General features: G+C 71.6%; 9 protein-coding genes. All 9 read left to right on the top strand.

The annotated features are described in order from the left end of the window. Nucleotides 1–33 precede the first annotated feature (33 nt). The 9 genes from benA to ACYVNR_RS05440 all read left to right on the top strand — a co-directional run bounded on the left by benA (nt 34) and on the right by ACYVNR_RS05440 (nt 13,363). Complete coding sequence (gene benA, locus ACYVNR_RS05480) at nt 34–1,431, top strand: benzoate 1,2-dioxygenase large subunit (protein WP_461047123.1); 1,398 nt, start codon at nt 34–36, stop codon at nt 1,429–1,431. Further along, entirely contained in the window at nt 1,428–1,958 is a 531-nt protein-coding gene (benB, locus tag ACYVNR_RS05475; protein WP_045191445.1) for a benzoate 1,2-dioxygenase small subunit, read from the top strand. Before benA ends, benB begins: the two co-directional genes overlap by 4 nt. A gap of 10 nt (nt 1,959–1,968) precedes the next feature. Continuing rightward, complete coding sequence (benC, locus tag ACYVNR_RS05470) at nt 1,969–4,614, top strand: benzoate 1,2-dioxygenase electron transfer component BenC (RefSeq protein WP_461047121.1); 2,646 nt, start codon at nt 1,969–1,971, stop codon at nt 4,612–4,614. An 80-nt stretch (nt 4,615–4,694) separates the two neighbouring features. Beyond that, nucleotides 4,695–7,469: a LuxR C-terminal-related transcriptional regulator gene (locus ACYVNR_RS05465; protein ID WP_461047119.1), complete on the top strand. Its 2,775-nt coding sequence runs from the start codon at nt 4,695–4,697 to the stop codon at nt 7,467–7,469. 62 nt (nt 7,470–7,531) lie between these two features. Further along, nucleotides 7,532–8,218 carry an HD domain-containing protein gene (locus ACYVNR_RS05460; protein WP_082080958.1) on the top strand — a complete coding sequence of 229 codons (687 nt, stop codon included), beginning with the start codon at nt 7,532–7,534 and terminating at the stop codon, nt 8,216–8,218. Further along, nucleotides 8,215–8,985, top strand: a complete 771-nt coding sequence (locus ACYVNR_RS05455) for an IclR family transcriptional regulator (protein WP_458798647.1) — start codon at nt 8,215–8,217, stop codon at nt 8,983–8,985. The genes ACYVNR_RS05460 and ACYVNR_RS05455 overlap by 4 nt, the downstream gene beginning before the upstream one ends. A 64-nt stretch (nt 8,986–9,049) precedes the next feature. Further along, entirely contained in the window at nt 9,050–10,309 is a 1,260-nt protein-coding gene (locus ACYVNR_RS05450) for a cytochrome P450 (protein WP_458798648.1), read from the top strand. Nucleotide 10,310: 1 nt separating this feature from the next. After that, entirely contained in the window at nt 10,311–11,438 is a 1,128-nt protein-coding gene (locus tag ACYVNR_RS05445; protein ID WP_461047116.1) for a PEP/pyruvate-binding domain-containing protein, read from the top strand. Between the two features lie 74 nt (nt 11,439–11,512). Continuing rightward, nucleotides 11,513–13,363: a PEP-utilizing enzyme gene (locus ACYVNR_RS05440; protein ID WP_461047114.1), complete on the top strand. Its 1,851-nt coding sequence runs from the start codon at nt 11,513–11,515 to the stop codon at nt 13,361–13,363. The last annotated feature ends 3 nt before the right edge of the window (nt 13,364–13,366 follow it).

Here is a 13,366-nt window from a genome sequence, read left to right as displayed (position 1 = left end):
GGGAACCCCGACGCAAAGACGCATGGAGGAGTCATGACCGAGACGCTCGACCGGGTCGGCGCGAAGCTGGCCGACGCCGTGGTGGAGGAGCCGGACACCGGCACCTACCGCGCCAACCGCCGCATCTTCACCGACGAGGAGCTCTTCGAGCTCGAGATGACACACATCTTCGAGGGCAACTGGATCTACCTGGCCCACGAGAGCCAGGTCGCCTCGCCCGGTGACTACTTCACGACGTACATGGGTCGCCAGCCGGTCGTCATCACCCGCGACAAGGACGGGCAGCTGCACTGCCTCGTCAACGCGTGCGCACACCGCGGCGCGATGATCTGCCGCCGCAAGACCGACAACCGCACGACGCTGACCTGCCCCTTCCACGGCTGGACGTTCCGCAACGACGGGACGCTCCTCAAGGTCAAGGACCCCGAGGGCGCCGGCTACCCGGACTCCTTCGGCACCAGCGGGTCCCACGACATGACGAGGGTGGCGCGCTTCGACAGCTACCGCGGCTTCCTCTTCGGCAGCCTCAACCCCGACGTCGTGCCGCTGCGCGAGCACCTCGGCGACACGACCACCGTCATCGACATGCTCGTCGACCAGTCGCCCGAGGGGCTCGAGGTGTTGCGCGGCTCGTCGACCTACACCTACGACGGCAACTGGAAGGTGCAGGCCGAGAACGGCGCCGACGGCTACCACGTCACTGCGACGCACTGGAACTACGCGGCCACGACGTCGCGACGCGACACCGGCGAGTCGAAGAACAGCACCAAGACCCTCGACGCCGGCAGCTGGGGCAAGTCCGGCGGCGGCTACTGGTCCTACCCCAACGGCCACCTGTGCCTCTGGACCTGGGCCGGCAACCCGCAGGACCGCCCGCTCTGGGACCGCCTCGACGAGCTCAAGGAGCGCTTCGGCGACGCCAAGGGCGAGTTCATGGTCAAGGGGTCACGCAACCTCTGCCTCTACCCGAACGTGTACCTGATGGACCAGTTCTCGACGCAGATCCGGCACTTCCGGCCGATCGCGCCCGACCAGACCGAGGTCACCATCTACTGCATCGCCCCCAAGGGTGAGAGCGCCGAGTCGCGGGCGTGGCGCATCCGCCAGTACGAGGACTTCTTCAACGCCTCGGGCATGGCGACCCCCGACGACCTCGAGGAGTTCCGCTCCTGCCAGCTGACGTTCCGTGCCACCGCCGCGCCGTGGAACGACATGAGCCGCGGCGCCGAGCACTGGCTCGACGGCCCCGACGAGGTGGCCCTCTCGCTCGGGATGACCGGTGTCGTCTCGGCCGGCGTCAAGAACGAGGACGAGGGCCTCTACCCCGTCCAGCACACGTACTGGCGCGACACGATGCGCGCCGCGATGGCCAAGGAGCAGCAGCAGGCCGAGCGGGACGCGACCGTCGCGGCGGGAGGGGCCTGTTCATGACCGTCACCCAGCAGCCCGCGACGCACCCAGGCGAGAAGCTCGTCACGCAGAACCTCATCGAGCAGTTCCTCTACCGAGAGGCACGCCACCTCGACGACCGCGAGTTCGAGAAGTGGCTCGACTGCTACGCCGACGACTGCGTCTACTGGATGCCCGCCTGGACCGACGACGACGACCTCGTCGAAGACCCCCAGCGCGACATCTCGCTCATCTACTACGCCAACAAGGGCGGCCTCGAGGACCGGGTCTTCCGCATCCGCACCGAGCGCAGCTCGGCGACCTCGCTGCCCGAGCCGCGCACGAGCCACAACATCAGCAACGTCGAGGTCATCGAGCGACGGGGCGACCTCGTCGACGTGCGCTTCAACTGGCACACGATGTACTTCCGCTACAAGACGGTCGACCCGTACTACGGGACGTCGTTCTACACGATCGACTTCTCGGGCGACTCGCCGCTCATCCGGCGCAAGACCGTGGTGCTGAAGAACGACTACATCCACCACGTGGTCGACATCTACCACTTCTGAGCGGGGAGCCATGACTGTCAACGACATCGACGTCGCGACGCACCAGGTGGCCCTGTCCTTCGAGGACGGCGTGACGCGGTTCGTCACGTGCCGCGAGGACCAGACCGTCGCCGACGCGTCCTACCGCCAGCGCATCAACATCCCGCTCGACTGCCGCGACGGGGCGTGCGGCACCTGCAAGGCCTTCTGCGAGTCGGGTCGCTACGACGGCGGCGCCTACATCGACGACGCCCTGAGCCCCGACGAGGCCGACCGGGGCTTCGTCCTGCCGTGCAGCATGAAGCCGCGCTCGGACCTGGTCCTGCAGGTCGCCAGCACCTCCGAGGTGGCCAAGACCAGGGCGACCACGTATGCCGGGACGCTCGTCGGCCTCGAACGGCTCTCGCGCACGACGGTCGAGATCTCCGTCGACGTGCCGAACCGGGGCGAGCTCGCCTTCCTGCCGGGGCAGTACGTCAACATCGCCGTGCCCGGCGCCGACGTCAGCCGGTCGTACTCGTTCAGCAACGCGCCGCACGAGGAGCGCCTCACCTTCCTCGTGAAGCTGACGCCGGGGGGCGCCATGTCGACCTACCTCGAGGAACGCGCCGCCGTCGGTGACGCCGTCAGCCTCACCGGACCGCACGGCTCGTTCTTCCTGCGCGAGACCGACCGGCCCGTGCTGCTGCTGGCCGGCGGAACGGGGCTGGCACCGGTGCTGTCGATGCTGCGCACCCTGAGCGCCGCCGAGAGCGAGCGCCACGTCCACCTCGTCTACGGCGTCAGCACCGACGAGGACCTCGTGGCCCTCGACCAGGTCGAGCGTGCCGCGGAAGGGCTGCCCAACCTGACGTGGGACCACTGTGTCTCCGACCCCGACAGCACCGCTGCGAACAAGGGGTACGTCACGAGCCTCATCGGCCCGGAGCACCTGCACGACGGGGACGTCGCCGTCTACCTCTGCGGCCCGCCGCCCATGGTCGAGGCGGTCCGCACCCACCTGTCGGGCGGTGGCATCGAGCCGACGGGCTTCTACTACGAGAAGTTCGCTCTCGCGGCCCCGTCGGCCCCGTCGGCCCCGCCGGCCCCGCCGACCCCGCCGATCCCGCCGGCCCCGTCGGAGCAGGACCAGCCTGTGGCACCCGAGCCGCAACGCGATCCGGAGGAGCTGCTGCCCGCGCCGGACGCCCGGGGCATCGCCGGGCAGACCGTCCTGCCGGAGGCGGCGACCGCCGCGTGGGCAGGCCCACGTCCGACGACCGACGACGGCGAGTCGGTGCGGCGCATCGTCAAGCAGGTCGTCTTCGCGGCGATGGCCCAACCGGCAGACTCGACGACACCGGACGACCGCGTCGCCGCACCGCGGGGCGCGCAGCCGACGGTGGTCGCCCAGAGCGCCGACGACGGCTACCAGATCGGCGAGGAGCACCCCGACGTGCAGTCCTCGGACGCCGTCTTCGAGGCGCGCCAGGCCCTCGAGCTGGGTGCGCTGGAGCTGACCATCGGCCGGCTCAGCTCGCAGCAGCTGGCCGGCTACCGGCTGCTGGCCGAGTCCACCCTGCCCTACGTGCAGGGCGACCGCTTCCTCGACGCCCACGCGTACACCGAGGCCAACGCCGCCTTCCACGACTACCTCTTCGCGCAGACGCGCAACGCCCATCTGCTCCAGGCCTACCAGGCGCTGGGCGTCAAGGGCCGGATGGAGGAGGCGCTGCGCACGGCGACCTGGTGCCACCCGCGCTGCGCCACCGACCACGTCGAGATCGTCGAGGCCTTCGAGGCCCGCGACCGTGACCGTGCACGCGGGCTGATCGCCGACCACGCCGAGCGCTCCAAGCTGACGATGCGACGGGCCATGGCCGGCACCGCCCGCGCCACGCGGCCGGCCCACATCTCGCCCGGCCGATTCGACGGCACGGTGGTCGTCGTCACGGGCGCCGCACAGGGCATCGGCGCGCAGGTCGCCCGTCGCATCGGCGCGGAGGGTGGAAGGCTCGTCCTCGCCGACCGTTCCGAGCTGGTGGCCGATGTCGCCGACGAGCTGCGGGCCGAGGGGCACGAGGCCGTGGCCGTCACGTGCGACCTCGAGACGTGGGACGGCGCCGACGAGGTGGTGCGCCGCACGGTCGAGCGTTTCGGCCGCGTCGACGTGCTGGTCAACAACGTCGGCGGCGCGATCAACTTCAAGCCGTTCACCGAGTTCACCGAGGCCGAGATCCGTGCCGAGCTCGACCGGTCCCTCGTGACGACGCTCTTCGCGTCGCGCGCGGTGCTGCCGTGGATGGTGGCGGCCCGGCACGGCGTCATCGTCAACGTGTCGTCAGCGGCGACCCGCGGGATCCACCGCATCCCGTACTCCGCAGCCAAGGGCGCGGTGAACGCGCTGACGGCGTCGCTCGCGATGGAGTACGCCGAGCACGGCATCAGGGTGGTCGGGACCGCCCCCGGCGGCACCCAGGCCCCGCCGCGCCGCATCTCGCGGGGCACTCCCCCGGCGGCCAACGCCCAGGAGCAGGCGTGGTTCGACGCGCACATCGAGCAGACGCTCGGCTCGTCGCTCCTGCGGCGCTACGGCACGCTGGACGAGCAGGCCGCCGCCATCACGTTCCTCGCGTCCGACGAGGCGTCCTACATCACCGGGACGGTGCTCCCCGTCGCGGGCGGCGACCCGGGCTGACCCGGGCTGACCCGGTGCCACGCCCCGTTCGCCGTCCTGCCGGACTGCCGAGAGCGGCGAACGGGGCCTACCGTGGCCGTGTGACGCCCGCCCAGGTCCTGCCGACACGCCGGCGCGAGCTCGACGCCCTCGTCGATGTTCTCGGCGGCGGAGCACGGCCCCAGGCATCCGCTCTCGTGGTCGTCACCGCTCCGGCCGGGGGCGGGCTCACGACGTTCCTCCGCGCCTTCGCAGACCGGTGCGGGGGCGACCACGCCATCGTCACCACCAGGCTGGACCTGCTCCTCGGACTCCCCTGGGAGAGAGATGAACCCGGAGCGTCCATCAGCAGGCTCCAGGCCGGCCGACACCGTCTCGCTGATGGCGAGTCCCCGCTGTCCACGGCGGAGCACCTGCTCGCCGACGTCCCGGTCGGTAGCACCGGCTGGGACCAGGTCATCGTGCTCGAGGACGCGCACCACGCCGACACGCACTCCGTCGAGGCGCTGGTGAGCCTCACCCGTCGTCCGTCCGCTGCACGGCTGCTCGTCGTGCTCGGCTGGCGCGCAGAGCACCCGGCGACCCCCGCCCCGGGGAGCGAGACGGCATACGCAGTCGGTGAAGGGCTGCTGCACGACATCGTCCTCGCCGCTGCTGACCACGTGGTCCGGCTCGCACCCCTGGCCTTCGATGACATCCCACCCCTCGCCGAACGGCGCGGGCTCAGTCTGCCTGCGCTGCAAGTGGATCGACTGCTCCGCCACTGCGGTGGCCGGGTGCGCAACGTCGTCGAGACACTCGACCTCGTCGCACCCGCGGACTGGGAGGCGCTGCAGCTCGTCCTCCCCGCACCACCCACGGCAGCGCGCGCGATCCGTACGGCCCTGGCCTCGACGAGTGCCGAGGCACAGCGACTGGTGCGGGCGGTGGCGGTGCTCGAGCTCGGTGACCGACAGGCTCACGGGGTGGAGGTCAGCCAGGCGGCGCGGGTCTGCGGCGTCGACGCCGCGACCCTCGCCGTTCGCGAGGGTGTGCGTGCCGGCCTGCTCCGTCAGCTCGACGAGCTGGGCTGCTGGGTGCGACTGGCCGACCCGATCGCCCGGCGAGCGGTCCTCGACGCCGTGGAGCCGGCCGAGCGGGCAACGCTCCACCTGCGGGCCGCGGTGGTCGTCCACGAACCTGGAGTTGCCTTGCGGCACAGGTGGTTCGCCGACCCACAGCCCGACGACGAGCTCGCATCGCAGCTTCAGGCCGAGGCCGAGCGCAAGGGTGGTGACGGCGCCTGGGCAGCCGCGGCGGACCTGATGCTCGTCGCCTCGCGCGCGAGCGCCGACCGCGACCTCTCGGGAACCCGGCTCGTCGCAGCCGTGGACGCCCTCGTCGGCGCGGGCGACGTGCCTCGCGCCACGCGCTTCCTCGCCGAGGTCGAGACGCTGCGTGAGACGCCGCAGCGCAACGCGGCCCTCGGCTACCTGGCGGTCTTGCGCGGGCGCCCGGCCGAGGCCGAGCACAAGCTCCGTCGCGCCTGGGACCTCGTCAACGCCCGTCGTGACCCTGCGACGGCGGCGGTGGTCGCGCAACGCCACGTCCTGCACTCCCTGGCCCGCTGTCGCGCCCTCGACGTCGTGGAGTGGGCCGACCGCGCCGTCGCTGCGGCTCCCGACTCACCGCCCGCGCGCGAGGCTGCAGCGATCCGTGGCCTCGGCGTGGCCGCCGGCGGAGACCCCGCAGCGGCCCTCGCGGAGTACGAGCGCCTCCTCGCCCGCCTGCCCGAGGGGCTCGTCGCGCAACGTGTCGTCATGGCGTCCGGCTGGCTCCACCTCGCGGCGGATGACCCGGACACCGCCGTCGAGGAGCTCGAGAGCGCGGCGGGCGACCACGGGGGCGGGTCGCTGCGCATCTCGCTGTGGGCCCGGGCGTGGCTGGCCCGGGCGCAGTTCGTCACCGGCGACTGGGACGCCGCCCTCGCCACCGCCTCGGCAGGCGTCGACCTGGCCCTCAGGTCAGGCACCCAGCTGCTCGTGCCCCTCCTCGCGTGGACCCGCACACAGGTGCACGCCCTCCGAGGCGACTGGGCTGGCGCCGAACGCAGCGCGCACGACGGCGAGGCGGGCGCCCGCGGCTACGAGGTGATGCGGGTGCCGTCGGCCCTGGGCCGCGCGGCGCTCAGTGAGGCCCGTGCCGACTACTCCGGGGTGGTGCGGGCGCTGACCCCCCTCACCGAGCCGTGGGCTCGGGGCTGGGTCGAGGCACCGGGCTTCTGGCCATGGGCCGACGTGCACGCCAACGCACTCGTGCTCGTGGGGCGCGCCGACGATGCCGACGCCTTCCTGCGCGCGCACGAGGAGCGAGCAGCGGCGGCGGACCACGCGTCGGCCACGGCGAGGCTGGCCTACGCGCGCGGACGGTGGCACGGCACCCGCGGCGACCTCGAGGCCGCACGCCGGTGCTTCGAGCACGCGCTGTCGCTGCTGGCGCCCCTGCCCCTCGCGTACGACCGCGCCCGCGTGCACTTCGCCTACGGCCAGACGCTGCGACGGGCCGGGCGCCGCGCCGAGGCCGACGCCGTCCTTGCGACGGCACGCGAGGCGTACCTCGCCCTCGGGGCCACGACGTACGTCGCGCGCTGCGACCGCGAGCTGGCTGCCGGCGGCGTCCACGTCGTCCGGCAACCCCGGGAGCACCACGAGCTGACGACCCAGGAGGAGGTCGTCGCCTCGCTCGTCGCCGGCGGGCGCACGAACAAGGAGGTGGCCGCCGAGCTGTTCCTCTCTGCCAAGACGGTGCAGTACCACCTCACGCGCATCTACGCGAAGCTCGGCGTGCGGTCGCGCTCGGAGCTCGCCGCCCTGCGCTCGCAGCGCGCGGCTCCCTAGTGGTTTCCGCTGGGTGGAAGCCGCTCCTTGCGGCGCCCCGTCGGTCGCGGTGCAATGACCACGTGCTGCCCAAGCTGGAGCCCCACGCCAACCACTACGGAGGCGACGTCAGCCGACACCTTCCCCGTGCCGCCGACGTCCCCGGGCTCTCCGACCCCGATCCCCACCACGCCGAGATCTGGGCGCGTGCCGCCCGCCATCTCGCCGTGCGCGACAACGACGTCCACACGCTCTACGCGTACGGACTCGCCCGGGCCCTGCTCGCGTGCCTTCCCGACGGCGACCCCGAGGTCGTACTGCCCGCGATCCTGCTCCACGACACCGGCTGGTCGCAGGTGCCCGAGGCAGACGTCCTCGCCGCCATCGCCCCCGGCGCCGGCGACCGCGAGACGGTGCTGCGCCACGAGAAGGAGGGCGCCCGCATCGCGTCGTCGGTCCTGGCCGAGGTGGGCCACGACCCTGACCGCACGGCCCGGGTGGTCCAGATCGTCGACGGCCACGACAGCCGCCGCGAGGCGCTGTCACTCGACGACGCCATCGTCAAGGACGCCGACAAGCTCTGGCGGCTGACCCCGCACGGCGTCGACACCGTGATGGACTGGTTCGGGCTGACCCGCGACGAGGCCCACCGGCTCATCGGCAGCCGCGTTCACGACCAGCTGTGCACCGACGCCGCGCGCACCATGGCGCGAGCGCTGGCGGCCGTCGCCCGCGTCGACACCCTCCCCCAGCGGGTCGCCCTCGGATGACCCCGGGCGAGCAGGATGCACCTGGCGGCCGCACGGTCACGAGCAAGGCGCTGGCCCTGCTGGCCGCGTTCGAGACCTCGCCCGGCCCGCTGTCGCTGACCCAGCTCGCGGAGCGCGCCGACCTCCCGCTTCCGACGGCCCACCGCCTCGTGGCCGAGCTCGCGGGCTGGGGTGCGCTCGAGCGCGACGAGCAGGGCAGGTATGCCGTCGGGCTGCGCCTCTGGGAGATCGCCCAGAACGCCCAGCGTGAGCTGCGGGACGCGGCCCGGCCGTACCTGCAGGACCTGTTCTCACTGACGCAGGAGACCGCCCACCTCGCGGTGCGCGAGGGGCACGAGGCGCTCTACATCGACCGCATCTACAGCTCGAAGCGGGTGCCCCGGGCGTCCCGGGTCGGGGGTCGCCTGCCCTTGCACGCCACCGCGGTGGGCAAGGTCCTCCTCGCCTTCGAGGAGCCCTGGGTCCGGGACGCCTACGTCGCCCGGGACCTCGAGGCACCCACCCGGCAGACGCACGTCAACCCGACCCGCCTGCTGAGCGAGCTGGACGGCATACGCGAGCAGGGGTACGCCACGACCCACGAGGAGGTGCGCCCGGGTTCCTGCTCGATCGCCGTCCCCGTCGACGGCGGCGACGGGCGGGTGCGCGCCTCGATCGGGCTGGTCATGCTGTCCACCCAGTCCGACCGGATGGTGCGCTACCTGCCCACCCTCCGGGGAGTCGCGGCGCGTATCGCGCCGGCGGTCTCACGCTGGCGAGCACTCTGAAGTCACTTCCACCCAGTGGAAGTCGGCCGTTGTCCGACCGTGCGGTCAGGGCCACGATGAGGACATGTCGAAGACGACGGAAGCCCCCACGGCGCAGTCCGGCTGCCCGGTCCACCACGGCTACGAGCCCTTCAAGCTCGACGACCCGTTCCCCGCCTACGCGGAGCTCCGCCGCGAGGAGCCGGTGATGTTCGACGAGCGGATCGGCTACTGGGTGGTGACCCGCTACGACGACGTCAAGGCCGTCTTCGACGACTGGGAGACCTTCAGCAGCGAGAACGCCCAGGCGCCCGTCCGCGAGCGCGGCCCGGAGGCGAAGCGGATCATGCAGGAGGGCGGCTTCACGGCGTACTCCGGCCTCTCGGCCCGCGTGCCCCCGGAGCACACGCGGATCCGCAAGGTCGTCGCCAAGGCCTTCACGCCCCGGCGCTACAAGGCGCTCGAGCCGACCATCCGGGCCAACGTCGCCGCCCAGGTCGAGGCCTTCCTGGCACGCCCGGAGCGCCGGGCCGACCTCGTCCGCGACCTGGCCTACACGGTGCCCACGGTCACGATCCTCACCCTCATCGGTGCCGACGTCTCCCAGGTCGACACGTACAAGCGGTGGTCCGACTCCCGAGCCGCCATGACGTGGGGTGACCTGTCCGACGACGAGCAGGTGCCGCACGCCCACAACCTCGTCGAGTACTGGCAGGAGTGCCTGCGTCTCGTCTCCGAGGCCCACGAGAGCGACCCCGACAGCCTCGTCGGCGACCTCGTGCGTGCCCAACGCGAGGGCGACCCGATCAGCGACCACGAGATCGCCTCGATCTGCTACAGCCTGCTCTTCGCCGGCCACGAGACCACGACGACGCTCATCGCCAACACGCTGCGCGTCCTGCTCGCCCACCCCGACCAGTGGCAGCAGGTCGTCGCCGAGCCGAGCCGGATCCCTGCGGCGGTGGACGAGGTGCTGCGCTACAGCCCGTCGATCGTCGCGTGGCGTCGGCGTGCCACCCGCGATGCCACCATCGGCGGCGTCGACATCCCCGAAGGGGCCGACGTGCTGCTCGTCATGGGCTCGGCCAACCGCGACGAGTCGCGGTTCGACGACGCCGAGTCCTTCGACATCACCCGCCCGAACGCCCGCGAGCACCTCGCCTTCGGGTTCGGCATCCACTACTGCCTGGGCAACATGCTCGCCAAGCTCCAGGCCAAGATCGCCGTCGAGGAGGTGGCCCGTCTCGCGCCGGGCCTGCGACCGGTGCAGGACGAGCCGGTGCACTTCGGCGAGAACCTGTCGTTCCGCGTCCCCCTCGCCGTCCCCGTCTCCTGGGAGGCCTGACATGACCACCACGCCCGACGCGTACGTCCAGTTCTTCGACGGCGGCCTCGAGCCGCAGCACGAGCTGCTCGGCGGCAAGTGCGCCTCGCTCGTGACGATGACGGCCGCCGGCATGCCGGTGCCGCCGGGCTTCGCCGTCACGACTCTGGCCTACGACCGGTTCGTCGACGCCGCCGGCATCGCCACCGAGATCGCGCACAAGCTCGCCGCCCTCTCGCCCGACGACATCTCGGCCGTCGACTCGGTGTCGGCGTCGATCCGCGACGCGATCTGCTCGCGGCCCGTACCTCCCGAGGTGAACTCGCAGGTCGTCGAGGCCTACGAGCGCCTCCAGTCGCGGTTCGACTCCGAGGTGCCCGTCGCAGTCCGCTCGTCGGCGACCGCCGAGGACCTCCCCGGCGCCAGCTTCGCCGGGCAGCAGGACACCTACCTGTGGCTCAGCGGGATCGACACCGTGCTGGCACACATCCGCGCCTGCTGGGCCTCGCTCTACACGAGCCGGGCCATCCTCTACCGGCTCAAGAACGACATCCCCGACGAGGGACTGTCGATGGCGGTCGCCGTGCAGAAGATGGTGAACTCCGCCGTCTCGGGAGTCGCGATGACGATGAACCCGACCAACGGCGACCGGTCCAAGGTGACCATCGACTCGTCCTACGGCGTCGGCGAGATGGTCGTGTCGGGCCAGGTGACCCCGGACAACATCGTCGTCGACAAGGTCGTGCTGTCCCTCGTCAGCCAGACCGTCGGCGACAAGCACGCCGAGCTCGTGCCCGACTTCGCGCTGGGTCGCCTGGTCGAGCGTGACGTGGACGACGAGCGGCGGGGCCGCCTGAGCCTCTCCCCCGAGCAGGTGACGGCCGTCGCCACCCTGGCCAAGGCCGCCGAGAAGCACTACGGCTGCCCCCAGGACGTCGAGTGGGCCCTCGACCGGGACCTGCCGGAGGGCTCCAACCTCCTTCTCCTGCAAGCCCGCCCGGAGACGGTTCACTCAGCACCCGCGGCCCCGGCCGCGACGCCGGCGACCCCCGCGGCCGCCGCTTCCACCGCGGCGCCGGCGTTCAGCCTCTCCGGTCTCACGTCTCGGCTCACCGGCCAGTCCGGCCGGTCCGGCCAGTCGGCCCACTGACCGCCCTTCCGGCCAGGCGCGCCCTGCGCCGACCGGTCCCTGCGTTTCCCTTCTCGCGACAAGGAAGTCCCGACATGACCGCCGACCTCACCGCAGCACCAGTGCCCGCGCCCACCCTGAAGTCCTTCCCGAAGCCCTCCGAGCTGCCGGTGCCCCCGGGCGCGGAGGGGTGGGAGGACCTCTACCCGTACTTCCTGTCGTTCCGGAACCTCAGCGGTGCCGAGGACGAGAAGTTCTGGTTCTGCGACAGCCAGCACTGGCCGACGGTGTTCAAGCCGTTCGAGACGATCGGCGGCGAGTTCGCCGTCAAGTGCCTGGGGCAGTACAACACCCGGCACCTGCTCATCCCGCCGGCCAACGGCATCGAGTTCAAGATCCATCTCGGCTACCTCTACATGAGCCCGGTGCCCGTGCCCGAGGCGGAGGTCGCTGCCCGGGTGCCCGAGTTCGAGCGACGCGCCGGCCACTACTTCCAGAACTGGGACAGCATGCTCGACGGCTGGCACACGAAGGTGCGCGCCACCATCGCCGAGATGGAGACCCTGTCGTTCGAGGCGCTGCCCGACGCCGTCCCCTTCGACGACATCGTCGGCGGCGTGGCCAAGGACGGGTCGGAGAAGCTCATGGAGAGCTACGACCGCCTCATCCAGCTCTGCTACCAGAACTGGCAGTACCACTTCGAGTTCCTCAACCTCGGCTACCTCGCCTACCTCGACTTCTTCGGCTTCTGCAAGCAGCTCTTCCCCGGCATCCCCGACCAGTCCATCGCGAAGATGGTCCAGGGCGTCGACATGGAGCTCTTCCGCCCCGACGACGAGCTCAAGAAGCTCGCGCTGCTCGCCGTCGAGAAGGGCCTGCAGGCGGCGTTCGCCGACACCGACGACGTCCAGGGCACGCTCGACCGGATCGCGGCCCTCGACGGTGGCGCGGAGTGGCTCGCCGCTTGGACCGAGGCCCAGGACCCCTGGTTCAACTTCACCGTCGGCAACGGCTTCTACGGCCACGACAAGTACTGGATCGAGCACCTCGAGATCCCCCTCGGATACGTCAAGGACTACATCCGTCGGGTCGACGAGGGGCACCAGATCCTGCGCCCCGTCGAGGAGCTCGTCGCCGAGCGCGACCGCGTGGTGAGCGAGTACCGCGACCTCGTGCCGGCCGAGCTGGTCGCCGACTTCGACGCCAAGGTGGGCCTGGCGGCGACCGCCTACCCCTACGTCGAGAACCACAACTTCTACATCGAGCACTGGACGATGGGCGTCTTCTGGCGCAAGGTCCGTCAGCTCGGCCGCGTCTTCGCCGACGCCGGCTTCTGGGCCGACCAGAGCGACCTGCTCTACCTGACCCGCGGCGAGGTGCGCGACGCGATCTTCGACCTCGTGACGGGCTGGGCCGTCGGCGCCGAGCCGACGGGACCGCACTACTGGCCCAAGGAGATCGAGCGCCGTCGCGGCATCATCGACGCCCTGTCGAGCCAGCGCCCGCAGCCGGCCCTCAACACGCCGCCCGCCGAGATCACCGAGCCGTTCACGATGATGCTCTACGGCATCACGACCGAGCAGGTGCAGCAGTGGCTCGGTGACGACGACGCCGCCGAGTCGGGGACGATCACGGGCATGGCCGCCTCCCCCGGCGTCGCCGAGGGCCTGGCCCGCGTCGTCACGCACGCAGACCAGCTCGGCGAGGTGCAGGAGGGCGAGATCCTCGTCGCCACCATCACCGCGCCCTCGTGGGGACCGATCTTCGGCAAGATCAAGGCGACCGTCACCGACATCGGCGGAATGATGAGCCACGCCGCGATCGTCTGCCGCGAGTACGCCCTTCCCGCCGTCACCGGCACCGGCAACGGGTCCACGACGATCCGCACGGGCCAGCGCATCCGGGTCGACGGCAACACCGGCCGCGTCGAGCTGCTCGAGGACTGAGCG

This window comes from Terrabacter koreensis (genome assembly GCF_054783315.1).
This window is presented reverse-complemented; position numbering and strand designations above follow the sequence as displayed.

Bases quoted from the DNA above. Each gene is read 5' to 3' on its own strand.
- benA (WP_461047123.1), top strand. From the start codon at position 34: ATGACCGAGACGCTCGACCGGGTCGGCGCGAAGCTGGCCGACGCCGTG.
- benB (WP_045191445.1), top strand. From the start codon at position 1,428: ATGACCGTCACCCAGCAGCCCGCGACGCACCCAGGCGAGAAGCTCGTC.
- benC (WP_461047121.1), top strand. From the start codon at position 1,969: ATGACTGTCAACGACATCGACGTCGCGACGCACCAGGTGGCCCTGTCC.
- ACYVNR_RS05455 (WP_458798647.1), top strand. From the start codon at position 8,215: ATGACCCCGGGCGAGCAGGATGCACCTGGCGGCCGCACGGTCACGAGC.
- ACYVNR_RS05450 (WP_458798648.1), top strand. From the start codon at position 9,050: ATGTCGAAGACGACGGAAGCCCCCACGGCGCAGTCCGGCTGCCCGGTC.
- ACYVNR_RS05445 (WP_461047116.1), top strand. From the start codon at position 10,311: ATGACCACCACGCCCGACGCGTACGTCCAGTTCTTCGACGGCGGCCTC.
- ACYVNR_RS05440 (WP_461047114.1), top strand. From the start codon at position 11,513: ATGACCGCCGACCTCACCGCAGCACCAGTGCCCGCGCCCACCCTGAAG.